The following is a 24,202-nucleotide window of genomic DNA, read 5'->3' on the forward strand; positions in this document are numbered from 1 at the left end:
ATTGTTCTTATGGTCGATTGAAGGAACAATCCCGCAAAAAAAGAGGGCCGGTCATCAACCGGCCCCTTTCGTTTTCCCCGCAACGCGCGGTTGCTTTTGGAAATATCCTAACCTAGTCGCCCGTGGCAATACGGTCGACAAGCTGTTTGACAGTCGGAATGAACCCGTCCGCATAGAACGGATCTTCCGCAAACTTGTAGGCATTGTGCCCGGCAAACATCAATTCATGCTCAACCGAGGCACCATGCGCAATGTTTTGCAGGGTTTTCTGAATGCAGAAAGACCGGGGATCAGCCCGCTTGCCCGTCGTGCCTTCATGCTGCTGCCAGTTGGAAAACTGGCACTGCGACAGACAGCCCATGCAGTCGATCTGGTCTTTTTTGATCTCAAGCGCGCTTTCCGGGGTGACAAATACCATTGTGTCATCCGGAGTTGGCATGCCTTCGGTGTAACCGGCCTCAAGCCAGCCACGCACCTTGTCGGCATCGTCTTCACGCACATAAATCGGACGGCCCCGACGGCCCAGCGGAATCCCCACATGCAAATCGGCCTCAGCCGTGCGCGAATAGCGCACCTGACGGTCCGAACGCTGATGCAGGTCTTCAAGGAAGCTGTTACGCACCGCCGAGCTGTAAAAGCCGGTCGGGCTGAATTTATGCAGCGAGACATCGCCATTTTTGAGCGTCAGGAGGCGCTTTTTCCATTCATCGGAAATCGGGCTTTCCTGGGTCAAAAGCGGACGGGTACCATACTGGAACGCCACCGGTGCAACTTCGGGGTTTTCAATCCAGTCAGCATAGTCGCGCAAATACCACACACCACCGGCCATAATGATCGGCACATTATTCAGACCAACGGAATTCATGAATTCACGCAGGGCCCGAACACGCGGGAACGGATCTTCGGGGACCAGCGGATCTTCGGAATTTGACAGACCATTATGCCCACCGGCACGCCACGGGTCTTCATAGACCACACCACCAAGCCATTCCGGAACCTTTTTATAGGCCCGCAGCCACAGCGCGCGAAAGGCGCGGGCGGACGACACGATGGGGTAGTAATAAATGCCATAGGATGCGGCAATGGTGGATACCCGGTAGGGCATGCCTGCACCACAAGTCACACCGTGGACCAGGCCCTTGGTTCCTTCCAGAACCCCTTCCAGGATGGCCTCGGCCCCGCCCATTTCCCACAGCACATTCACATGCAGGCGGCCTTCGCCATTGCGGGTTTCATGGGCAATCTGCGCCTGGGCAATTCCGCCCTGGATGCCATAAGACACCAGTTCGTGGTGGCGTTCGCCACGGGTTTTGCCTTCATAGCTGACAGGCACAATATTGCCATCAGCGTCATAATAATCTGCGTTGACGGCAGAAAACGTGCCAATACCACCGGCCGCAGCCCATGCGCCTGAGCTTTGACCTGTCGAAACAGAGATACCTTTTCCGCCTTCAATCAACGGCAGAACCTCTTTTCCCGACATGACGAGCGGTTTAAGGGCTTTCAAGTTCGTCTCTCCCATTCGGCTTTTCGGACAAGCGGGTTATCCAAGTCGATGTGAGGAGGGGCGGCGTATATTGTTATTATCGCCGCCCGCCCACATTTACCTTACATCAGGCTTCAGCAGCAGCTTCAAGGTCAGCGCCGGTTTCCTGGTCAACACGCTTCATCGACAATTTGATCTTGCCGCGGTCATCAAAGCCGATAACCTTGACCTTCACCTTGTCGCCTTCCTTGACCACATCGGAAACCTGTTTGACACGTTCCTGTGCCAGTTCCGAAATGTGAACCAGGCCATCGCGCGCACCAAAGAAGTTCACGAATGCGCCGAAATCGACAGCCTTAACAACCTTACCCTCATAGATATGGTTCAATTCAGGTTCTGCAACGATCGATTTGATCCAGTCAACGGCCTGCTTGCCTTTGGCACCATCGGTATGCGCAACAGTGATCGAGCCATCGTCTTCGATATCAACCTTGGCACCGGTCTCTTCGCAAATTTCACGAATAACCTTGCCACCCGAGCCGATAACGTCACGGATCTTGTCTTTCGGGATCGAGAACTGGGTAATGGTCGGGGCATTACCCGAAACTTCACCGCGGGCTTCCGGCAGGGCCTTGGACATTTCACCCAGAATATGCAGGCGGCCATCACGGGCCTGGCCCAGGGCAATCTGCATGATGTCCGGGGTCACCGAGGTGATCTTGATGTCCATCTGAAGCGAGGTGATCCCATGATCGGTCCCGGCAACCTTGAAGTCCATGTCGCCAAGGTGGTCTTCGTCACCCATGATGTCGGACAGAACGGCAAAATCTTCGCCTTCCTTGATCAGACCCATGGCAATACCGGCAACCGGGCGTGCCAGCGGCACACCGGCATCCATCATCGACAGCGAGGTTGCACAAACCGTTGCCATCGAGGACGAACCGTTCGATTCGGTGACTTCCGAAACGATACGCACGGTATAGGGGAAGGCTTCCTTGGTCGGCATCAGCGGGTGAATGGCGCGCCATGCCAGCTTGCCATGACCAATTTCACGACGTCCCGGCGAGCCCATGCGGCCTGCTTCACCAACCGAGTAGGGCGGGAAGTTATAGTGCAGCATGAAGCCTTCACGATATTCACCGTCAAGGGCGTCAACGATCTGTTCGTCCTGGCCGGTACCAAGGGTGGCAACAGCCAGCGCCTGGGTTTCACCACGGGTAAACAGGGCCGAGCCATGTGCACGCGGCAGAACCGAAACTTCACCCAGGATCGGACGAACGTCAGAACCGGTACGGCCATCGATACGCTTGCCGGTTTTCAGGATCGCACCACGAACGATGTCTTTTTCCAGATCCTTGATGATCGAGGAAATCTTGCCTTTCAGGGCATCGTCGATTTCTTCGTCCGCCAGCTTGGCAACGATTTCTTCCTTGGCAGCCGAAACAGCAGCCGAACGCTCCTGTTTGACAACATGTGCATAGGCAGCGGTCAGGCTGTCGGTGCCCAGGGCAGCAACTTTTTCGACCAGGGCGTCATACCCTTCGGGCAGGTCGGCAATGTCACGCGGGTCCTTGGCGGCGTCTTCGGCCAATTCAATGATCAGGTCAATCACCGGCTGGAATTTTTCATGACCGAACTTGACGGCACCGAGCATGATTTCTTCTGAAAGCTCGGATGCTTCGGACTCAACCATCATCACGCCGTCACGGGTACCGGCAACCACCAAATCAAGGTCACTTTCCTTGATGGCTTCGGTTGACGGGTTCAGCAGATATTCGCCGTCTTTATAACCGACACGCGCCGCACCAATCGGGCCGAGGAACGGCAGACCGGAAATGGTCAGCGCAGCCGAGGTACCGATCATGGCAACAACATCAGGATCGTTTTCCATGTCATGCGACAGAACGGTACAAACGATCTGGGTTTCGTTGCGGTATTGCGGGTGGAACAGCGGGCGAACCGGACGGTCGATCAGGCGGGAAACCAGGGTTTCCTTTTCCGACGGACGGCCTTCGCGCTTGAAAAAGCCACCCGGAATTTTACCAGCGGCAAATGCCTTTTCCTGGTAATTCACGGTCAGCGGGAAAAAATCGATGTCCGGGCGCGGCGACTTGGCGCCGACAGCAGTACACAGAACAACGGTTTCACCATACGTGACCATAACCGCACCATCTGCCTGGCGGGCAACCTTGCCGGTTTCCAGAACCAGCTTGGCGTTACCCCACTGCATTTCCTTGCGGACGACATTAAACATATTACTTCCTTCCAAACCTACTTGCGGACCAAGCAACTTCTACACGAGATCCGAACACATTAATTATGAGGCTTTTACGTCAAGCGACATAATTAATGGGTCCGGACAAACCGGGCGTGCCCAGCCATTCTGGATCTACGCTCCCGTGCATCCCGATCCGCGGGACAATAAAAAACGACGGCGGAGGGATAAACCGCTCCGCCGCACGTCAATATCAGCGGCGAATACCGAGACGCGCGATGATCGCTTCGTAACGTTCGGTATTTTTGCGCTGCAAGTATTTCAGCAACCGGCGGCGCTGACCAACCATCATCAAAAGACCACGACGGCTATGGAAGTCGTGCTTGTGTTCTTTCATGTGTTCGGTCAGGTTTTTGATCCGTTCGGTCAGAATGGCAACCTGGACCTCGGGGGAACCGGTGTCGCCGTCTTTCTGGCCGAATTCTTTGATCAGGTCGGTTTTACGTTCAGCAGTAATCGACATCAGGCATCCTTTCGCCTTCAAAGATTAAATACACGCACCGGGCGGATTTCGCCGCCATGAATCTCGGCCAGCGCAACAGCGCGGTCGTTAAGCATGGCACAGACGATTCCGTCCCGGGCGACGGGGGTACCGAGCTCGCTCCGCTTGACCACCGGCAACAGCCCGACAGGCTGCCCACTGGCAAGACGTTGCGCCTCGACTTCGGTCAGGGCCAGCGCCGGGATGTCGTCCAGCGCGGTCTCGACCGGAAGCAGTTTTTCCATTACCGCCTCGGGGTCCATTTCCAGCAGTTCCTGCAGGGGAATGGAATCACCTTCCGCAAACGGCCCCGCCGACGTGCGGCGAAGGGCGGCAATGTGGCCAACAGTGCCAAGACGCAGCGCAATATCGCGCGCCAGCGACCGCATATATGCTCCTTTGCCCGATATTACATCGAACACGGCATGATCGCGATCAGGCATGTCAACCAGACGAAGATCTTTTATCAAAATCGGACGGGCTTTCAAAACCACGTCTTCATCACGGCGCGCAAGGTCATAGGCGCGTTTGCCATTCACCTTGATTGCCGAAAATTTTGGCGGTACCTGTTGAATTTCGCCAATGAATTCACCCAGCACCGCCTCGATTTCTTCGCGAGTCGGGCGATGATCCGACGTGGCGGTTACGTCACCTTCGGCATCATCAGTGCTGCGTGATTCCCCGAATTTCAGGGTAACGCGATAACTTTTACTTCCATCCATGACATAGGCGACGGTTTTTGTCGCCTCGCCAAAGGCAATGGGCAAAACGCCGGTCGCCAGCGGGTCCAAAGTCCCGCCATGCCCGGCCTTGGCCGCATCGAGCAGACGACGCACCTGATTGACCACGGTTGAAGACGTGATCTCAAGGGGTTTGTCAACTGCCAGCCAGCCGCTGATTATTTTGCCGCGACGCCGACGCGCCATCAATCGTCCTCTTTATCGTGATCATCCGATTCATGATCGGACGACAGGTCCTGTGCCACATGCGGGTCGCGCAACAGCTCGCCGATATGATCGGAGATATCAAAGCTGGTGTCTTCGACAAATCGCAATGCCGGGACATATTTCATATGCACGCTATTGGCAACATGACTTCGCAAAATTCCCTTCTGGCGTTTAAGCGCCTCAAGGGTCGGTTTCGCATCGCCGCCACCAAGCGGGGTGACGGCTACCATGGCGTTGCGCATGTCTGGACTCAGGTCAACCTTGGTCACGGTAATCGGACGACGGGATAATTCCGGGTCGTAAATATCACCACGTTCAAGCGCATAGGACAGCGCCTGGCGGATTTCCTCCGCCACGCGTAACTGTCGCTGACTTGGTCCTTTGGCTGATTGCTTCGACATATCAGTATCAATCGCGTCTTACTTAAAGCTCGACGGCGATTTCCTCCTGCTCGAAGCACTCAATAACGTCGCCAACGGCAATGTCATTGTATTTCGCAAAGGACATACCACATTCATACCCCTCGCGGACTTCCTTGACTTCGTCCTTGAAGCGACGCAGCGTCGAAAGTTCGCCGGTATGAATAACAACGTTGTCGCGCAGCAGGCGCACGCCCGCACCACGCTTGACCGTGCCTTCGGTGATCATACAACCGGCAATCCGGTTGCCCGAAATGGTGAACACTTCGCGGATCTGGGCGTAACCCAGGAACTTTTCGCGCACTTCCGGCGAAAGCATACCGCTCAACATGGCCTTGGTGTCGTCGGCGACATCGTAAATGATCGAGTAATAACGAATATCGACATTGTCACGACGGGCCTGGTCACGGGCCTGCTGGTTGGCACGCACGTTAAAGCCAATGATCAGGGCATTCGAGGCACGGGCCAGGGTCACGTCGGATTCGTTAATCCCGCCAACACCGCTATGAAGCACGCGAACACTGACTTCCTCGTTCCCCAGTTTCTGCAAGGTCCCGATAAGGGCCTCGACCGAACCCTGCACGTCACCCTTGATGACAATCGGCAGTTCCTTGAGATCGCCATTGCTGGTGAACATGTTTTCAAGCGCCGATTTCTTCATCGCGGCTGCCTGCTGTTCACGAATGCGACGCTGGCGGAAGTCGGAAACTTCACGGGCCTTGGCTTCGCTTTCGACAACAACAAAGTCATCACCGGCAGACGGCACACCGTTAAGGCCGTTAACCTCGACCGGCATCCCCGGAATGGCTTCCTGGACACGTGACCCGTGATCGTCGATCAGGGCACGAACACGGCCCCATTCAGCACCGGTAACAAAGATATCGCCGGTTTTAAGCGTACCGCGCTGTACCAGAACCGTTGCAACTGGGCCACGGCCCTTTTCCATACGGGCTTCAACGACAACGCCGTCAGCAACACGGTTGGGGTTGGCTTTCAGGTCCAGAACTTCGGCCTGCAGCAAAATGGCTTCTTCAAGGTCGGTCAGGCCGGTACCGGCTTTGGCCGATACTTCAATCGTCTGAACATCACCACCCATTTCCTCAACAACAACTTCGTGTTGCAAAAGAGCGGTTTTAACCCTGTTGGCATCCGCGCCGGGCTTGTCCATTTTGTTAATCGCAACGATTATCGGGACATTGGCGGCTTTGGCATGGTTGATGGCTTCGATGGTTTGCGGCATGACCGAGTCGTCAGCAGCCACCACCAGAACCACGATATCCGTTACCTTGGCACCGCGTGAGCGCATTTCGGTAAAGGCGGCGTGGCCCGGGGTATCGATAAAGGTAATTTTTGACCCGTTTGCCATCGTCACCTGATAGGCACCGATATGCTGGGTAATGCCACCGGCTTCGCCGCTGACCACGTCGGTTTTACGCAGCGCATCAAGCAACGAGGTTTTACCGTGGTCAACGTGGCCCATCACGGTCACGACCGGCGGACGCGAAATCAGCTGTTCTTCGGTATCGTCGGCAACGACCAGCGCTTCTTCAACGTCAGCATCGGAAACACGCTTCATGTTATGGCCGAATTCCTCGACAACAAGCTGTGCAGTATCCGGGTCAAGGCTCTGGTTGATGGTGGCCATAACGCCAAGACCCATCAGGCACTTGATCACATCGGCAGCACGTTCGGCCATACGGTTGGCGAGTTCCTGAACCGTAATGGTATCGGGAACGACAACTTCGCGAATAATTTTTTCTTTCGGCTTCTGCTGGCCCTGGTTACGGGCTTTGGCTTTGGCCTGCTGACGCTTGATCGAGGCCATCGACCGACGACGACCGCCTTCATCCCCCGTCATGGCAGTATTGATCGACAATTTGCCACGGCGACGGCTGGCATCTTCGGTCTTGCCGCGCGAACCACGACCAGCTGCTTCAGCTTCTTCCGCACGTTTGCGCGCTGCTGCCGAACGCACTTCTTCCTCGTCCAGTTCCTTGCGGCTTTTGGGCTTGGAAGCAGACGGGGCTGCACGACGGCGTTCTTCCGGAACCAGCGGTTCAGCCGGTGCACCCGGAATGACTTCTTCCTCAACCTTTTTACGGGCTTCGGGTTTCGGACGCGGCTGGGTTTTCGTGCGCGGTGCCGAAGCATCACGTACATTTTCACCAGCTTCATCCGCTGCTTTTTTAGCAGCAGGTGCCTTGGCCGGTTCAGCAGCAGCCTCGGTTTTCGTCTGGGCCTCAGCCTTTGCCTTTTCTTCTGCCTGACGGGCAGCTTCTTCGGCTTCGGCTTTCTTGCGGGCGGCTTCCTCTTCGGCCTTGCGGGCAGCTTCCTTGCGCGCCTGTTCGGCGGCAGCTTCTTCCTGCTTGCGGCGTTCTTCGGCAGCCATCAGCGCGGCCATGCGGGTCGCACGCTCGTTCTGGGTCAGGTTGCCCTGGTCATCATTGCGCGGGCGCTGCGGGGCCGGTTTCGGCTTGTGGCGCTGCGGTGATGCCGGCCTGGAAGCTGCGGGCGCAGGCTTCTTGGGGGCCGGTGCCGGAGCCGGTTTGCTTTCCGGTGCCGAAGGCGCGCTTGCCGGGGCTGCATTTTCAGCCTTGGCAACATCATCCTTGTTCACTTCGCGGAAGCGGCCGGATTCGTTCTGTTCAAAAGTACGCTTCTTGCGCACTTCCACGGCCACAGATTTGGACCGTCCGTGCGAGAAGCTTTGGCGCACCTGCCCAGCCTCGACCGTCTTGCGTAATTCAAGCTTCGATCGATTGAGGCTTAGCGGCTTCTTCTCCTGATCGCGATCACTCATAATCCGTCCAACTTCCTCATTTCCTGCGGGATCGGTCGCCTGGCGGCCAATCCTGTTCTTCCGTACGGCGCGGCCTGCCTTCAGGCTGCGCGAAATCCTTCAAGCCGCTGTAGTGCCCGGCTTAGGCGTTGCGCCAGACCACCTGGTGCAACAGCCGCATGTACTGCGTGATCGCGGCCAAAAGCCGCTGCAATCTCGGCAGCATCCAGAACGGAAAAAACCGGTATATCGGCAGCTTTCGCCGCGATACGCGCTTTTCCGTCCGCAGCACCGTCACGTGCCGCCAATATCAGTTCCGCGCCGTCATCTATTTGGGCGCGAACCTTCTCAAACCCGGCGACAGCCTGTCCGGCACGACGCGCCAGAGACAGCAGATCGACGCATTTCTGTGACAGCATTGCTTCAATCCTGTCTGCCAGCGCCGGATCAATCACGACTTTTTGTCGCGCCGCCCGGGCAAAGGCATTTTTTGCACAGGCGGTATTTACCACATCCCGCGACGGGCACAACCATAATCCCCGTCCGGGCAACCGTTCATCCAGATCGGAAACGACACTGTTATCCGGGCCGATCACGAATCTGATGAGGTCTTCTTTTAACCGGACCTCGCCGGTGACAATGCACCGGCGCTCCGGAAGCTCGCGTTCCTTGCCGCCTTTACGGTGCGACATGGTCCCCTCCGATCAGCGATCAGGCGTCTTCGCCTTCCGCCCCGGCCTCGCCGGTTTCTTCTTCCAGGTCATCAAACCAACCCAGACGACGGCGGGCTTCCATGATCAGATCATTGGCCTGATCAAGAGTAATGGTTTCGGCAGAACCGGCAAATTCGATCAGCTCATCACTGGCAAGATCGGCGAAATCTTCAAGATTCTTGACGCCATTTTCACCCAGTTGAACAGCAACGGCAAGCGAGATGCCCGGGAATTCAACCAGATCATCCTGAACGCCAAGTTCGTCACGGCGGGCCTGAAGGCGTTCGGCTTCCTCGGCAAGATAGCTACGTGCACGACCGCGCAGTTCTTCGGCGAGTTCTTCCTCGAAACCTTCGATTTCTGCCAGTTCGGCCAGGGGCACGTAACCAACTTCCTCGATCGAGGTAAAGCCTTCAGCCACGAGGAGATGGGCGATGACCTCATCAACGTCAAGGGCCTTGATGAACATTTCGGCCCGCTTGCGGGCTTCTTCCTGGCGACGTTCGCTTTCGTCTTCCTCGGTCAGGATGTCGATATCCCAGCCGGTCAGCTGCGATGCCAGACGCACATTCTGACCACGACGGCCAATGGCGAGGCTCAACTGATCGTCAGGCACAACCACTTCGATGCGGTTGGCTTCTTCATCGATCACAACCTTGGTGACTTCGGCCGGGGCCAACGCATTCACCACAAAGGTTGCCGGGTCTTCCGACCACTGAATGATGTCGATTTTTTCGCCCTGCAATTCGCCGACAACCGCCTGGACGCGCGAACCGCGCATACCCACGCAGGCCCCGACCGGGTCAATCGAGCTGTCGGAGGACTGAACCGAAATCTTGGCGCGCGAACCGGGGTCACGGGCAACCGATTTGATTTCGATAATATTGTCGTAAATTTCCGGCACTTCCTGGGCAAACAGTTTTGCCATGAAGGTCGGATGAGTCCGCGACAGGAAAATCTGCGGGCCACGCTGTTCACGCCGCACATCCAGGATCAGGGCACGTACCCGGTCCCCCTGGCGCATGGTCTCACGCGGGATCAGTTCTTCACGGCGCAAAATCGCTTCGGCACGGCCCAGATCAACCAGAACATTGCCAAATTCAACACGCTTGACAGCACCGTTGATAACTTCACCAACACGGTCCTGATATTCGTTGTACTGACGTTCACGTTCCGCATCACGCACCTTCTGCACGATCACCTGTTTGGCGGTCTGCGCAGCAATACGGCCAAAGTCAATCGGCGGCAGCGGATCGATCAGATATTCACCCAACTGAATGTTTTCGTCGCGAATACGCGCCTGTTCCAGCGACATCTGGGTAAAGTCATTTTCAATGTCATCGGTGACTTCGATAAAACGTGCCAGGCGAATTTCGCCGGTTTTACGGTCGATATGGGCACGAATGTCATGTTCATGGCCATAACGCGAGCGGCCAGCCTTTTGAATGGCCTGCTCCATTGCACCAAGAACCTCGTCACGATCAATGCCTTTTTCGCGGGCGACAGCATCAGCGACCTGCAAAAGCTCCGGCCGCGGCATTCCCGAAGTTGCTTCCATATCCAACCTCTATTCTGCGTTGTCGTCAGACCGGCGCGGGCCGGTGACATGCGCGATCAATTCATCTGTCAGCACGAGTTTCGCCTTTGCGATATCGGCCAACGGCAACAATTCGCGTTCGCCGTCCACTATCATGGCGACCGCATCGTCTTCGAGTCCATCCAGCTTTCCGCTGAAACGGCGGCGACCGGCAACAGCCACCACCAGTTCGACCTTGGCGTCAAAACCGCGCCAAACATCAAAATCCTTGCGCCGGGTCAGTGGCCGGTCAATCCCCGGCGAGCTGACTTCAAGGTGATAGGCACCGGAAATAGGGTCATCGACATCCAGCAACGCCGAAACCGTGCGGCTGATTTCAGCGCAATCTTCGACATTGATCGATCCCTGGCCTGCGGGGCGGTCGGCCATAATCTGCAGGATCTGGCTGTCCTTGCCCATCATGGACACACGTACCAGTTCAAACCCCAGTGCCTCTATCGACGGTGCAATAATATCCGCGATCCGCGACAAGAGCGGGTCTTTCAACTGCTGTCCGATCAGTTCAGCCATATAGAATGCCATACCCCAAAATGCACAAAAGAGCGGGCCGGGGCCCACTCTTTGTTACGTTTTACAAAAAGCTTGCGCGCTGTATAACGCCATTTTCCACAGAAATCAAGTCACGATCCTGACCGCGAACGGCATTCAACCAAGGGATAGCCTGCCCTGGGCTCCCCTTAGGCCCTAAGCGGCCAATCGTTGATCCTCAAGCAGCAGGCTGTGGAAAAATGTGAACGCATCATGGGCACCCTGCATGACTTCCGCTTCCCCGGCTTCGTCCAGCTCAAGCCCATTTAATTGCGCAACAAATTCGCGCCAATGCTTGCCACGGCCATCGGCATGACCACGCAAATGGCGTGCGCCAAATGCCTCGTCCAGGCCAATATTGCCCGCCGCCTTTAACAAAAAGGCCGCGCCAAGACTGGACCCTTCACAAACATAAAGCCAGCCCAGCCGGCCAACCCCTTTTTGCGGGGCTGCCATGTCCGATGATCCCCGTGCGGATTCCGGCATCATGTCATCGCCGGGCAGGGCCGTTTTCAAATCGGCCAGGTCGGCGCAAACATCATCAAACCGGCTGCGCGATGCCAGGCCGGGGATCAGATCATTCAGATCCGATGCCTCGTAAAGCGGCTTCATCACCCGATGGAAGCAATATTGCATTTTTAAAAAGCGGGCATAATTAACCCGGCTGTCAAACGGCTTCATCGCCATGACCATATCGTCAATTTGCTGATGATCATCGCGGGTTGCGGCTTTCACCCGTTCGATCCGGGTCATGGCTTGCGCGCTTGCCCCTTGTGCAGACTGATTTGCATTCATTGTGGCTGGCACCCTTCATCTCGTCCTGAAAATGTCGGGGCGGCGTTTTTGCACATGCCCCTTTGAATATGAAACGAACCAGCCCCGCCCATATCTGAACTTCGCGCAAAATAAATCAACATGACGTTATTCCTCGCGAAAGGCCCGGGCAAACTGGTCGGCCAGCGGTTTTAGAAAATAACTCAGCGCAGAGCGTTCACCGGTGGCAATAAAGGTTTCCACCGGCATACCGGGCATAAGCGGATGATCGCCGAGCCGCGCCAGCTCACCCGGTGTGATGTGCATCCGGACCGGATAAAAACTTTCGCCTGTCACTTCGTCACGCGATAGATCGGCTGCCACAAAATCCACCTGACCGGCCAGTTCTGGTGTCGTGCGACGGTTAAAGGCGGTAAAGCGCAACATCGCCTTTTGCCCTGGATGGATCTGATCCACATCCTGCGGGCGGGTGCGGGCCTCGACCACCAGCGCATCCTGATCAGGCACAATGCCCATGATCTTTTCACCCGCAGCAATCACTCCACCTTCGCTATGCACCTGCATTTGATAAATCGTGCCATCATAAGGGGCGCGGATATCGGTACGCTGCAATTGATCCACCAAAGCAATTTGCCGTTGCCGAAGTTCGGCCAACTGGCGTTCCACATCGGAAAGATCGGTCAAAACCTCGGTACGCCGGTCGCGTTCCAACTGCAAAATCGCCATTTCGGTTTCGGCGATCTGCGTCTGGATCGCGGCAATCTCGGATGCCAGTTCTCCGTGCTGCCCATCAAGACGAGCCTTTTCACGACGCAAGGCCGCCACACGATTAATTGGCACCAATTGTTTGGCAAACAGCATTTCCAGCCCGGAAAGCTCGTCACGAATATGTCGGCTTTGCTCAACATTGGCCGTTTTCTGCGCGTTAAGGCCATCAATCCGTTCTTCCAGTTGCTGGCGCTTTTGCTGTAATTGCTGTTTTTCGCCGCCCAGGCTGTTTTTACGGGCCTCAAACAGGCGCATTTGTGCATGGATCAGGTCTGCAATACCGGGTTGATCGCGCCGTGCTGCCAAAACATCGGGTACCACTGGCACATCCTGTTCATCGCGTTCGGCCAATAGGCGCATATGGCGTGCGCTCAAGGCGTCAATCTGGCTTTCCACAATGCCAAGGCTGGCCCTGGCCCGTGTATCATCCAGCCGCACCAGCATATCCCCGGCCCGCACATGATCCCCATTGCGGACATATATCTGTCCGACAATGCCACCATCCTGGTGCTGAACAACCTTGGCATTGCTTTCCACCACAATTTTGCCGTTTGCCACTACCGCGCCGGACAGATCCGCCAGCACCAACCATGTGACAAACAAGGCAAATAACGCCAAAACCGACCCGGCACCAAACACCATATGCCGCCGCAGGGAATATAAGGCCAAGCTTGGTTTATCCCTGTATTGCGGCGCCAGACCGGGCGTACCAGCAACTGCCTGCGTCCCCGCAACAGGCCCGGCGGAAGGGATTATGCGTTTAAACGGATGAATCATGCGCTTTCTCCGACCTGGCGCAGGGTTTTGCGCAAAATGTCATCCCGGCTGCCAAAGGCGACCTGCTGGCCGTTCTGGATCACGGTGGCGTAATTGACACAGGCCAGAATATGCGGGCGATGGGCAATCATCACCACAATTGCGCCGCGTTCACGCAGGGCCACCACCGCCTTGATCAGGGCCTGCTCGCCATCCGCATCCAGGCTGGCATTGGGTTCGTCCAGCACCACCAGAAACGGATCATCAAACAAAGCCCGGGCGAGGCCGATGCGCTGGCGCTGCCCGCCGGACAGCACAACGCCGCCCGGGCCGATTTGCGTATCGTACCCGTTGGGAAAGGACTGGATCAGGTCATGCACCCCGGCCATTTTGGCTGCGGCAATCACCTTTTGCGCATCGGGCCGGGCGGCGAGGCGGGCAATATTGCGGGCAATCGTATCCTCAAACAGTTCCACATCCTGCGGCAGATAGCCCACATACCGGCCCAGATCATCCCGCGACCAGTGCGACAGTTCCGCCCCATCAAGACGAATGGTCCCCTGCAAACAGTGACCAATACCAACAAGGGCACGCGCCAATGTGGATTTCCCCGACCCGCTGGGGCCAATCACGCCCAGGCCGTCCCCGGCCTTCAGCTCAATCCGGGAAACCTTTAACAGGGCGCGCCCGGTGCCCGTCCCGCTGCCTGCCCTTGAACCGGCTTTGCCCGATGACCCCGATGACCGCACCAATGGGGCATGAACGGCAAGGGTTTGCACCGTCAAATTTTCGCATGGGGCGGGCAGGGACAGGCGTGGTTGATCCTGATCTTGATTCTGGTTCTGGCTCTCACCCGTGACCAGAAGCGGTGCCGTTGCCCCCGGCAATATTTTGCCAAGCCTGGCATAGGCCTGCCGTGCCGCGACAAATCCGCGCCAATTGCCAATCGCCTGCTCCACTGGTGAAAGGGCGCGCGCCGTCAGGATCGAGGCGGCCACCATCGCACCGGGCGAAACCTGCTGCAAAATTGCCAAATAAGCCCCCAGTGCCAACACACCGGACTGCATGGCAAGGCGAATGACTTTTATATAGGCGGTAAAGGTCGAGGTGACGTCGCCAGCGGCGGTGTTGGTTTGCAAATAGCGGTCATTGACCATCGCCCAGCGGCCCAGAAACGCCGGGACCATTCCCATTGCGCGCAACACCTCGGCATTGCGGCGCCCGGCTTCCAGTAACAGGCTGCGCCGGGCGGATTGATGGTTCAGCCGCTTGACATGGCGGCGGGAAAGGATTTCGCTGATCAGGGTCAGGCCGATCAACACCGCCCCACCGGCCAGGGCCAGTACGCCCAGCCAGGGATGCAATAAAAACACGATCCCCATAAAAAGCGGCATCCAGGGCAAATCACAAATCGCCACCGGCCCGGCACTGCCCACAAACTGGCGGATCTGGTCCAGATCATGCACCGGCCTTGCCTCTGATCCCGGATGATCAAGCGGATTGCTCAGGGCATGTCGCAAAACATCGGGCCCAATCTCCTCATCCACGCGCCAGCCGATCCGCACCAGCATCCGGGCACGCAAGGCATCGGCCGTGCCCAAAAACAGATACAGCACCAAAACCAGTATCGTCAGCGCCAAAAGGGTTGGCATGCTTTGGCTGGCCAGCACCCGGTCATAGACTTGAAGCATGAAAAGCGGACCGGTCAGCATCAGGATATTGGAAACGCCACTAAGCGCGGCAACACAATAAAAGGCGCGACGCAACGAGGCCATGACCCGCGCCAAAGAAGAACCGGACAAACCGGATGAACCGGCTGCCCCAACTGATCTGGCAGCGGAAAAAGAGGAGGGGGAATAGGCAGCGGTGCTGGCACGCCAAAGCATGACTATTGGTTATCCCGTGATTTACCGGTAAGGTAAGGGTGGGTGTCGCCCATTTTGCCGTGTGCGACACCCGAGCAGACCATACGCCCGTTCCGTGATGAGCCGTCCCGGAACGGGTTTTATTTTGCCTTAGACAAAATCATTCTGGTCAATGGTTGCAAAATCAACGCCCGCCAGGGTCACAGTGCCATTGGCATGGGTAATGACGGTATGGCTTGCATCACCGGAAATGGTCACATCGTTATAATCCAGACCAATCATGTCGCTGCCATCTTCAAAGTCGGTGATCGTGTCATCACCAAAGCTGGCACTGGCATCAAATTCAAAAACGTCTGCACCGCCATTGCCGGTCAAAACGTCATCACCCGACCAGCCTTCGATCACATCGGCCCCGGAACTGCCGTTAATGGCAACGCCCTGGGATGCGAAAGCAGATTCGAGGGCATCGGTGCTGCCAGTATAAATATCGACCAGCACATCATTGGTGTCGCTACCCGACAGGCCAAGATTGGAAATATCGACTGAAGAGTCGGTAAATTCATAGCCGGAATAATCAGCATTATACCCCAGGGTTTCGCCAAACGAAAAACCGTCGAGATCGCCGGTAATGGTATGGGAGGAAATGTCATAGGCAAAAGAATCATCACCCGCCGTTGCCAAAACGCCACCGGTATAGCTGCTGCTGCTATCCTTATCTTCTGCATAGTACTGAGTGCCAGAATACGACAGTGTTGTGTCTAGCAGACCCGTATAAAACGTACCGTGATTGCCGCTGCCCAGCGAAAAGTTAGCGTTGAAATCTTCAATCACGCCGTGAAGGTCAACACCATTGCCGGATGCGTCTGCATTCAGGTCGATATTAATCGTCATTTCAAAATACTCCTGTTGATATTCATCGCCCCAACCAACGGGTCGATAAATATGATAATGACTCTCATTATTATTTATCGTCAACAGTATTTTTTAAAAATATACAATTAAATCAATAACTTAAATAGATACAGCGCAGCATCCCGGTCAGGGGTATCCCTGACCGGCTTTCGTGAACACCAGACTGCTTAAAAGCTAAAAATTACCGCTTAATGTCAAAATTCCCGTGCGTCCGGGTGAAGCAGCATAGGTACCCCCCGACCCCTGAACATATGCCTCATCGAGAAGGTTGTTCACCGCCAGACGCACGGCAACATGGTCATTAATCTTGTAAGAGCTATAGAAATCAAAAACGCGATACCTGAAATACTTGCCAACGACTGTGGAAAGATTGGAGGAACCAAAGTTATCCTGCGGTTCGACAAAAGTCGCCCGCATCCCCAACACCAGATCCTGGTCAAAAAACCGCAATCCACCATCAAGGGTTATTTTACGTTTCGGAGGCGCATAAATACCGTAGAGCGTTCCACCATTTCCATAAAATGGGCCCGTCAGATTAAAAAGATTGGCCGGCTTAATTTCCTCAAGTTGGTAATTCGCATATTCGTCATATGCTGTATTCAAAACGAAAGGATTATAGTCACCTTTCAAGTCAACATCATTCAAAGTCATAGTACCACTAAGGTAATATATTTCGGCATCATAGTTTAACTCGAACTCAGAACCGTTAATGTAGACTGGATCCGTCAAATTAACCATTGCAGCTGCTTGATTAGTCTTAATAGTACGACCGATATAAGAAGGAGTACATGGACTCGGCATACAACTCACATCCGTTGTTGGTTGCGGCACATATCCCAACGTCACATAGTTATCAATTTTGGTGCGGTAATAGGTGAATTTGGCCCGGAAACGGTCATGCTTTTGCAGCACATCGTCAAATTTGAAATTGACGCCAATTTCCTTTGTTTCTGATTCTTCAGACTGCAAATTGCCGTTGGCGTAAAACGGAATGCCAACATTGCCAATATGCTCGCCCTTGATCATTGCCTCTGCAATCGTGGGGGCCCGCATGTTTTTGCGATAATTGGCAAAAAACTGAATACCTTCAAATGGTGTCACACTGGCCCCAAAAGACGGTGAAACCTTCTGATCCGCAAGATCAACATCATAGGGCACACCGCCGCTGGTGCAGGGATGGGCGGTATCACACCAGTACGCATTGCCATCAAGCTGATAGCGGTCATAGCGCAAGCCGCCATAGACCTGAAACATCTCGTCCCAGTCGTAGGTCGTTTTCAGAAAGCCGCCATAAACGTCCCGCTTGCCGCCAGGGGTAGATCCTTCCAACTGGTAATCCTCGCCTGACCCGCCTTCACCGCCGGTTGAAGAATCCGTTTTGGCCTTATCCTGGAAAAATTCGGTTCCATAATCGAACTGAATAGAACTGCTCCCGCCCGCCAAATTTCCAAGATACCAGTCACTGCTATTGGCAATATCTGCCCCGGCTGTATCAAGGGTGTAATCCGTACTGAATGAATCCGTCGTAACACGCCCCGAACTATTATAGCGCGCCGGCCGGTTTTGATGGTTTTTTGTTCTCGTCCAGTACAGATTGGTATCCAGGTCAATAAGTTCCGAAGCAGGGTTCCAATTATGCTTTGCAGTTAATGTATGGGTCTGGGTTTCATTGAAATCTGTATAAAGGTTGGTGACATCACTGGTCTTGGCATAGTCTACCGTGCTGCCGACATACCCCAAATGCAGTTCCTGATCGTCCGTAAGCTGAATATTGGCTTTTAACAAACCCGACGTCTGGCGCGAAAACGTATATTCCGGGCGCGAATTTTCGGTGGTGTATTCTTTGCCGGAACTCAGCGTGAACAATTCGGGGTTTCGTGAACCAGCCCTGTAATTGCCAATCGTTTTTCGGCTCATCGCTGCCGCGATATCCAGCTTGGGCGAAACACGCGCTGCAACAGAGGCATCGCCGGCAAAGTTATAATTGTTTGTTCCGTGGCTCAGATTGACTTTTCCACCCCAATCCTCGCCCGGATCGAGAATATCATCTGTATTCAAGGTACGCAGGGTCACGATCCCGGCCGATGTCCCGGCGCCGCCACTCTGATTCATGTTGGTTTTATCAATCGTCACATTTGCCAGAAGCGCAGGATCAACATAAACACGCGACGTTGTCCCATGCGTTGTCTGGTTATAATTCTGCCGGGCACCATCTATATTGACATTAACCCGCCCCATTTCCTGCTGTCCGCGGACATTCACCGTCAGCCCCGGGTCACGGGCATCGTTGGAAACATCAACACCGGCAACCTGGCCAAAAATATCCCGTGCCTCACGCCCGGGAACTTTCTGCATGTCTTCGCGCGTCACAACAGAAAGACCACCCGGTGTTTCATAGACAGCCTCAGGATCAACATTAGTTCCTGCGCTGCCCGCAGCATATGCCGTAATCGTTACCGGTGCCGTCACGACCGACGATATTGATGAATCAACATGAACCGCCACAATCGACACCGTATTTGAATCCAGTGCCTGCCATGTCAGGCCGCTGCCACTTAACAAGCGATCCAGTGCCTGGCGGGCTGTCATATCACCCGCAAAAGCAGCCGTCAGACGATTGGTCGACAGGCTGCCATCAACCACCACATCAATGCCGGTAATTTTTGAATATTCCACCAGTCCCAAAGCGAGCTTCTGTGCCGGAATGTCAAACCGGAAGGATTGATCAAAACGGCTACTTTGTGCCAGTTCACCCCCCGAAGGACCATGACTGACACCAGCCACCGCATCGGCCCCCACATCGGCCCCCGCCAATGCCCCCTGCGGAATAAATGCCAGCAAACATCCCGAAAGGGCGGTCGCAGCAAGTTTTTGCGCCAAATCGCTGCGTCTTCGTCCCAATGTCATGTCCCCTGACACCAACTTCCGGCAAATCCCCCGCGGATAGTCCATTTATGCGTCTCCTAAATATGCAAATGCTTCGCATTATCTTGATCTATCCAGTATGACGAGCCGGAACGACAGATATCCGAAAGGGGGAGACATTTTTTGCAAATAATTTTTATTATCAAAACAAGGAAGGGGTGAGAGAGGGCGAACGCAGAGGCAGGGGACAAAGACCACGAGAAAAATACGAAACGAACCAGGGATTGTGACTGGGACAATGACGGTAGCAAAGGCGCGAACGGGGATAGAACCCAGACAGAACCCGGACAGAGAGCGATAGAGAGAAATTAACGAAGGGAGGATGCTGCTAAAAAAGACCTGCTGTTACCCCGCGCGTATCCAAACAACAGACCCCGCCCCCTCACGCTGCACGTAAAATGGTCAGATAGCGGCTAATCTGGGTAACTTCGACATTCAAAGCCTTGCCCATCAACGGCAAAATATCGGCTGTGCGGTTAAGGTTCACCACCAGCGTCACAGGGCGCTTTTTAAGCTGTTCACCCAGCACGATGATTTTACCCGATTGCCAGCGTTGCAAAACAGTTGCCACATCCGCCAGCCGGTCCCCGACAAAAACCAGTTTTCCCTGCCGCCAGGCCAACCGAACAGTCAAATCAACCGGACGCGGCGCGCCCATATCACCCGGCGCAAAAGACATGCCATGGCCCGGCAAAATACTGTGATGACGGGAATTCAGGGTCACATCCAGCGTCCCCTGTGCGGCGATCACATCCCCACTCGTATCATAATGGGAAATATCAAAACGGGCGGCTTCGCGAGGCCGGGTAACAAGACCGTCCGCCTGAACAAAAAAGCCAGGCTGACGGCCATCATGCGCGACAAAAACCTCGCCTTCATGAAGGGTAAGGCCGGTATGCCCAAATTCGTTTTGCACCAGCGACAATGATGTTTGACTGGCTAATTCGGCCTGAATACCGGGCATGACGGTTATTGTGCGCCTTTCCCCCTTTGAGGCCGAAAAATCGGCAAAAGGATGATGCGGGATCAGCTTGCCATACCAGCCCGCGGCCCCAACCAGACCAACCGCCAGCCCCGCCCCCAAAAAGGCCCGCCTGCCAATTGCCCCGCCGTGCTTGGACATATCAAGGCTGGAGGTTCCCGCCCAAAGATGTTCGATTTCAAGAAAAGCCTGACGGTGCGCTTCATCGGCAGCAAGCCAGCGGGAAAATGCCGCGCGATCCTGATCGGTTTCTGCGCCATCCAGCAACAGGGCAAACCAGTAGATCGCCTGCTCGGACACATCATTGGCCGGTGCATTTTCAAAGATTGCGTTGCTTCGTTCCATGATGTGTCTGCCCCAAACTGCACAACAAACCCGCAAAAAAAGCAGGGGTTTTTCTTATGACGAAGCAGCCATGACAATATCCGAGGCGAATTTCAGTTTTTTTCGTCAATTTTGGTTTGATCACGCAGCAGCGTCAGCGCACGCACCATCCGACTGAAAGCCGTTTGCGGCGGAATGCCCAGCTTTTCGCCAATCTCGGCATAGGTTTTGCCTTCAAGGCGGGCCAGAACAAAAACCTCGCGGGTGGGGGCCGGCAATTTGTTAATTGCCGCCTGCAATTGGCGTAATTCCTGCCGTGACCAAACGATCTGGTCCGGCAAAGGGCTATCACTGGCAACATATTCGAGGCTTTTTTCCGCATCCGGAACGAATTTCAAAATCCGTTCGCGGCGAAAATGGTCAACAACCAGATTTTGCGCCGTCCGATACAAATAGGATTGCGCATATTTCACGTCGGGCAGAGACGGCGTTGCCACCACCCGCAAAAATGTGTCCTGCACAATGTCATCGGCGGTGTACCAGGCCAGTTTCCGCTTCTGAACAAAATGCCGCAATCGCGCGTGATACGTGCGAAAAAGGTGATTGATATCCCACTGAGTCACGAACCTGACCTTCTGAAACGCAGCCGTCCCTTACCTGCCACTTTGTGGCAGCGAGACGGGCAATGTCATGTTAGTGTTACACGACAGATATCGCATATGAAAATCATTCTCAATAAAATTCTGCATCAAGGTATCGAAGAATGCTGCTTTTTGAGTTCATAAAAAAGGCCCTTCGATCATACGAAGGGCCTCAAAATTCAGCTTATTGTATACCGTAATCAGGTACGGGTTTTCCGACGGAACCGCAAATAATTGCACTTTTTACCCTGGCGCAACGCCTTTTGCTCATAGCGGGTTTTTACCCAGTCTTCCGGCGGATTGCGCCAGTCATCGGGACTTTCGGCAAGCCATTCAAAATCCGGGTGATTATGCAAATGCTGGAGTGTCCATGAAATATACTGCATGTCATCGCTCGCCACCCGAAACTCACCACCATCCTTGATCAAGCGCGCCAGCAAGGCCAGGTTTTTCGGCCCGACAAAACGCCGTTCCGCATGGCGCTTTTTCGGCCACGGGTCGGGAAACAGCAAAAACACCCGGTCAAAACAGGCGTCTTGCAGTTTGTACAGCAGCGGACGGGAATCATCGGGCACGATGCGCACATTTTCCAAATTCCGCTCGCTAATATGGCGGATCATGCTGCTGACCCCGTCCATATAGGGTTCACAGCCGATAATACCGACATCCGGGTTGGCTTCAGCCTGGCCTGCCAAATGCTCGCCACCGCCGAACCCGATTTCCAGCCACAATTCCCGGCGATCGGGCGCAAAATAGCTGCGCGGGTCAATGCCGGCCTGTTCGGGATAATCAATGGTCAGTTTTGGCAACAGTTCATCCATCAGAACTTTGCGCGACGCCTTGGGCGCACGGCTGCCACGGCGGCCATAAAAATTGGGGCGGTCTGGGGTCGGAATGGGTCTGTTGCTACGCATGGTTTTTCTGGCAGTTTAAAAAGCGAAACGGGCGGTTTTAAAAACCGCCCGCCTCATAACATGTCTGGCGATTTTGGCAAATCACCTATCCATCATCACTGGCTTAATCAGGCACCAAAAGCCGATTTAAGGTCGTCAACCAGGTCGGTTTTCTCCCAGGAGAAGAAACCGCCATCACGCGGTTGACGGCCAAAGTGACCATAAGCCGAGGTGGGCGTATAAATTGGCGCACACAGATTAAGATGCTCGCGAATGCCGCGCGGGCTCAGATCCATCAATTCGCGCAGAACCTTGCCCAGCTTGATTTCATCCACATTACCGGTTTGGTGCGTGTTGACATACAGGGCCAACGGCTTGGAAACACCAATGGCGTAAGCCACCTGAATGGTGCATTTGCCTGCCAGACCTGCTGCAACCACGTTTTTCGCGAGGTAACGCGCCGCGTAAGCTGCCGAGCGGTCAACCTTCGTCGGGTCTTTACCCGAGAATGCGCCGCCACCATGCGGTGCCGCCCCGCCATAGGTATCCACAATGATTTTACGGCCCGTCAGACCCGCATCACCATCCGGCCCGCCAATCACAAAACGGCCTGTCGGGTTGATGTAAATCTCGTCCTGGGACGGCAACCAGCCTTCCGGCAAGGCGGCTTCGATATAAGGCAAAACAGCTGCGCGGACTTCTTCCTGGCTGACACCGTCATTATGCTGGGTAGACACCACAACCGAAGTTGCACCGACCGGTTTGCCGTCAATATAGCGCAACGTCACCTGGCTTTTGGCATCCGGGCCAAAAATGCCGGATTTTCCGGAATGGCGGTCTTCAGCCATCTGACGCAGAATCCGATGCGAAAACTGAATCGGGGCCGGCATTAATTCGTCGGTTTCATCACAGGCATAGCCAAACATGATGCCCTGGTCGCCCGCACCAAGATCCTTGTTGTCCTTGGAGTCGACGCCCTGGGCAATATCGACAGACTGTTCATGCACATGGCAGGAAATGTCAGCCGTCTTCCAGCTAAAACCTTCCTGATCATAGCCGATGGCACGAATGGCTTCGCGTGCGGCCTCGATCATGGTTTCATCATTGGCAACGCTTGCCGGGCCACGCACTTCACCCGCCAGAACAACACGGTTGGTCGTGGCCAGGGTTTCAACAGCCACACGGGCATCCGGATCAGCGGCCAGAAAAGCATCAACGATCGAGTCGGAAATACGATCGCAAACCTTGTCCGGATGGCCTTCAGACACGGATTCGCTCGTGAACAGATATTCTTTATGAGACATATAAACCTTCTCCGGTGAAAAGGGAGTTTCCAAAAACTGGACCGGAGGGCCGCGATACGATCGTATCGTTCAGCGCCCACTTAGCCTTTTTTTCCGTGGTGGCAAGCGGTCCAAATCCGTCCACGTCATCGGGTTGTCATATCCCAAATGGAAACATGACCCAAGCATTTTAAGCCTGTCAGATAAAAATAACGGCAATTTTTATCATAACGCCCCTGTAAAACAGGCAAAGGGCCATCTCTGATACAAAAACGCATCCGGCAGGAAAACCGGATGCGTTCAGTTCGCAGTGCTTTAACATCGCCAGACATTCATGCCCGTCAGGGATGTTTACTTGCTGTCGCCTTCGTCTGTCGAATGCAGCACGCCCATTGCCTTGACCAATTCAAAAACGCGTTTGCGCTGAACCGGATCAACAATACGATAATAGGCACGGACCAGTTCCAGCGTTTCCCGACGGTTCATCGGATCGTTATCAAACGGGTCCGGGCTTTCCGACATTTCACGGCGTTCATGCACCGTTTTTGCCGAAATTTCGTCGGGCATATCGTCAAAAAAGAATGAAACCGGTACTTCAAGCACACGGGACAGGTCATAAAGGCGCGATGCACCCACGCGGTTGGCACCACGTTCGTATTTTTGCACCTGCTGGAACGTCAGGCCAATAGCCTCGCCCAGCTTTTCCTGGCTCATTCCCAAAAGAGTACGCCGCAACCGCACCCGGGAACCGACATGAATATCTACCGGGTTTGGTTTACCATTGGCCGTCCGACCACGCCCACGCCCACGCGTATTCTTCACAATCATCACACTGTCATCCTTCGGCGACATCG

At 54.9% G+C, this 24,202-nt stretch carries 19 protein-coding genes; all 19 read right to left on the reverse strand.

The features are described from left to right. Nucleotides 1-112 precede the first annotated feature (112 nt). Nucleotides 113-1,507: an NAD(P)H-dependent flavin oxidoreductase gene (locus tag LF95_RS09905; RefSeq protein WP_073955016.1), complete on the reverse strand. Its 1,395-nt coding sequence runs from the start codon at nucleotides 1,505-1,507 to the stop codon at nucleotides 113-115. A 106-nt stretch (nucleotides 1,508-1,613) separates the two neighbouring features. Beyond that, on the reverse strand, nucleotides 1,614-3,740 hold the full coding sequence (gene pnp / locus LF95_RS09910; RefSeq protein ID WP_073955017.1) for a polyribonucleotide nucleotidyltransferase: 2,127 nt from the start codon (nucleotides 3,738-3,740) through the stop codon (nucleotides 1,614-1,616). Nucleotides 3,741-3,954: 214 nt separating this feature from the next. Continuing rightward, entirely contained in the window at nucleotides 3,955-4,224 is a 270-nt protein-coding gene (gene rpsO / locus LF95_RS09915; protein WP_073955018.1) for a 30S ribosomal protein S15, read from the reverse strand. A gap of 17 nt (nucleotides 4,225-4,241) precedes the next feature. Further along, entirely contained in the window at nucleotides 4,242-5,168 is a 927-nt protein-coding gene (truB, locus tag LF95_RS09920) for a tRNA pseudouridine(55) synthase TruB (protein ID WP_073955019.1), read from the reverse strand. Next, a complete protein-coding gene (gene rbfA / locus LF95_RS09925) occupies nucleotides 5,168-5,590 on the reverse strand; it encodes a 30S ribosome-binding factor RbfA (protein WP_073955020.1) in 423 nt (140 codons plus the stop codon). Before rbfA ends, truB begins: the two co-directional genes overlap by 1 nt. A gap of 22 nt (nucleotides 5,591-5,612) precedes the next feature. After that, on the reverse strand, nucleotides 5,613-8,408 hold the full coding sequence (gene infB, locus LF95_RS09930) for a translation initiation factor IF-2 (protein ID WP_083607621.1): 2,796 nt from the start codon (nucleotides 8,406-8,408) through the stop codon (nucleotides 5,613-5,615). A gap of 80 nt (nucleotides 8,409-8,488) precedes the next feature. After that, nucleotides 8,489-9,079 (reverse strand): RNA-binding protein, encoded by a 591-nt coding sequence (locus LF95_RS09935; RefSeq protein WP_073955022.1) that lies wholly within the window; start codon nucleotides 9,077-9,079, stop codon nucleotides 8,489-8,491. Nucleotides 9,080-9,098: 19 nt separating this feature from the next. Then, the gene (gene nusA, locus LF95_RS09940; protein ID WP_073955023.1) at nucleotides 9,099-10,658 is read right to left on the reverse strand and encodes a transcription termination factor NusA; all 1,560 of its coding nucleotides are present in this window, start codon (nucleotides 10,656-10,658) and stop codon (nucleotides 9,099-9,101) included. A 9-nt stretch (nucleotides 10,659-10,667) separates the two neighbouring features. Beyond that, a complete protein-coding gene (gene rimP, locus LF95_RS09945; protein WP_073956157.1) occupies nucleotides 10,668-11,207 on the reverse strand; it encodes a ribosome maturation factor RimP in 540 nt (179 codons plus the stop codon). A 174-nt stretch (nucleotides 11,208-11,381) separates the two neighbouring features. Then, nucleotides 11,382-12,020, reverse strand: coding sequence for a biliverdin-producing heme oxygenase (locus tag LF95_RS09950; protein ID WP_073955024.1), 639 nt, complete (start codon nucleotides 12,018-12,020; stop codon nucleotides 11,382-11,384). A 126-nt stretch (nucleotides 12,021-12,146) separates the two neighbouring features. Further along, entirely contained in the window at nucleotides 12,147-13,436 is a 1,290-nt protein-coding gene (locus LF95_RS09955; RefSeq protein ID WP_252509724.1) for an HlyD family type I secretion periplasmic adaptor subunit, read from the reverse strand. Between the two features lie 104 nt (nucleotides 13,437-13,540). Next, complete coding sequence (locus LF95_RS09960; protein ID WP_083607623.1) at nucleotides 13,541-15,409, reverse strand: type I secretion system permease/ATPase; 1,869 nt, start codon at nucleotides 15,407-15,409, stop codon at nucleotides 13,541-13,543. Nucleotides 15,410-15,538: 129 nt separating this feature from the next. Further along, complete coding sequence (locus LF95_RS09965; protein ID WP_073955026.1) at nucleotides 15,539-16,279, reverse strand: calcium-binding protein; 741 nt, start codon at nucleotides 16,277-16,279, stop codon at nucleotides 15,539-15,541. 195 nt (nucleotides 16,280-16,474) lie between these two features. Next, nucleotides 16,475-19,252, reverse strand: coding sequence for a TonB-dependent receptor (locus LF95_RS09970; RefSeq protein WP_073955027.1), 2,778 nt, complete (start codon nucleotides 19,250-19,252; stop codon nucleotides 16,475-16,477). A 355-nt stretch (nucleotides 19,253-19,607) separates the two neighbouring features. Further along, nucleotides 19,608-20,552, reverse strand: coding sequence for a FecR family protein (locus tag LF95_RS09975; RefSeq protein ID WP_073955028.1), 945 nt, complete (start codon nucleotides 20,550-20,552; stop codon nucleotides 19,608-19,610). 92 nt (nucleotides 20,553-20,644) lie between these two features. Further along, a complete protein-coding gene (locus tag LF95_RS09980) occupies nucleotides 20,645-21,154 on the reverse strand; it encodes an RNA polymerase sigma factor (RefSeq protein WP_073955029.1) in 510 nt (169 codons plus the stop codon). Between the two features lie 218 nt (nucleotides 21,155-21,372). Further along, entirely contained in the window at nucleotides 21,373-22,086 is a 714-nt protein-coding gene (trmB, locus tag LF95_RS09985) for a tRNA (guanosine(46)-N7)-methyltransferase TrmB (RefSeq protein ID WP_073955030.1), read from the reverse strand. 107 nt (nucleotides 22,087-22,193) lie between these two features. Continuing rightward, nucleotides 22,194-23,369 (reverse strand): methionine adenosyltransferase, encoded by a 1,176-nt coding sequence (gene metK, locus LF95_RS09990; RefSeq protein ID WP_073955031.1) that lies wholly within the window; start codon nucleotides 23,367-23,369, stop codon nucleotides 22,194-22,196. 330 nt (nucleotides 23,370-23,699) lie between these two features. After that, nucleotides 23,700-24,200: a helix-turn-helix domain-containing protein gene (locus LF95_RS10000; RefSeq protein ID WP_371440820.1), complete on the reverse strand. Its 501-nt coding sequence runs from the start codon at nucleotides 24,198-24,200 to the stop codon at nucleotides 23,700-23,702. Nucleotides 24,201-24,202: the final 2 nt, after the last annotated feature.

It is taken from the genome of Thalassospira sp. TSL5-1 (assembly GCF_001907695.1).
Taxonomy (GTDB): Bacteria; Pseudomonadota; Alphaproteobacteria; order Rhodospirillales; family Thalassospiraceae; genus Thalassospira.

Bases quoted from the DNA above. Each gene is read 5' to 3' on its own strand.
- pnp (WP_073955017.1), bottom strand. From the start codon at position 3,740: ATGTTTAATGTCGTCCGCAAGGAAATGCAGTGGGGTAACGCCAAGCTG.
- rpsO (WP_073955018.1), bottom strand. From the start codon at position 4,224: ATGTCGATTACTGCTGAACGTAAAACCGACCTGATCAAAGAATTCGGC.
- truB (WP_073955019.1), bottom strand. From the start codon at position 5,168: ATGGCGCGTCGGCGTCGCGGCAAAATAATCAGCGGCTGGCTGGCAGTT.
- rbfA (WP_073955020.1), bottom strand. From the start codon at position 5,590: ATGTCGAAGCAATCAGCCAAAGGACCAAGTCAGCGACAGTTACGCGTG.
- infB (WP_083607621.1), bottom strand. From the start codon at position 8,408: ATGAGTGATCGCGATCAGGAGAAGAAGCCGCTAAGCCTCAATCGATCG.
- LF95_RS09935 (WP_073955022.1), bottom strand. From the start codon at position 9,079: ATGTCGCACCGTAAAGGCGGCAAGGAACGCGAGCTTCCGGAGCGCCGG.
- nusA (WP_073955023.1), bottom strand. From the start codon at position 10,658: ATGGAAGCAACTTCGGGAATGCCGCGGCCGGAGCTTTTGCAGGTCGCT.
- rimP (WP_073956157.1), bottom strand. From the start codon at position 11,207: ATGGCTGAACTGATCGGACAGCAGTTGAAAGACCCGCTCTTGTCGCGG.
- LF95_RS09950 (WP_073955024.1), bottom strand. From the start codon at position 12,020: ATGAATGCAAATCAGTCTGCACAAGGGGCAAGCGCGCAAGCCATGACC.
- LF95_RS09960 (WP_083607623.1), bottom strand. From the start codon at position 15,409: ATGCTTTGGCGTGCCAGCACCGCTGCCTATTCCCCCTCCTCTTTTTCC.
- LF95_RS09965 (WP_073955026.1), bottom strand. From the start codon at position 16,279: ATGACGATTAATATCGACCTGAATGCAGACGCATCCGGCAATGGTGTT.
- LF95_RS09970 (WP_073955027.1), bottom strand. From the start codon at position 19,252: ATGGACTATCCGCGGGGGATTTGCCGGAAGTTGGTGTCAGGGGACATG.
- LF95_RS09975 (WP_073955028.1), bottom strand. From the start codon at position 20,552: ATGGAACGAAGCAACGCAATCTTTGAAAATGCACCGGCCAATGATGTG.
- trmB (WP_073955030.1), bottom strand. From the start codon at position 22,086: ATGCGTAGCAACAGACCCATTCCGACCCCAGACCGCCCCAATTTTTAT.
- metK (WP_073955031.1), bottom strand. From the start codon at position 23,369: ATGTCTCATAAAGAATATCTGTTCACGAGCGAATCCGTGTCTGAAGGC.
- LF95_RS10000 (WP_371440820.1), bottom strand. From the start codon at position 24,200: ATGTCGCCGAAGGATGACAGTGTGATGATTGTGAAGAATACGCGTGGG.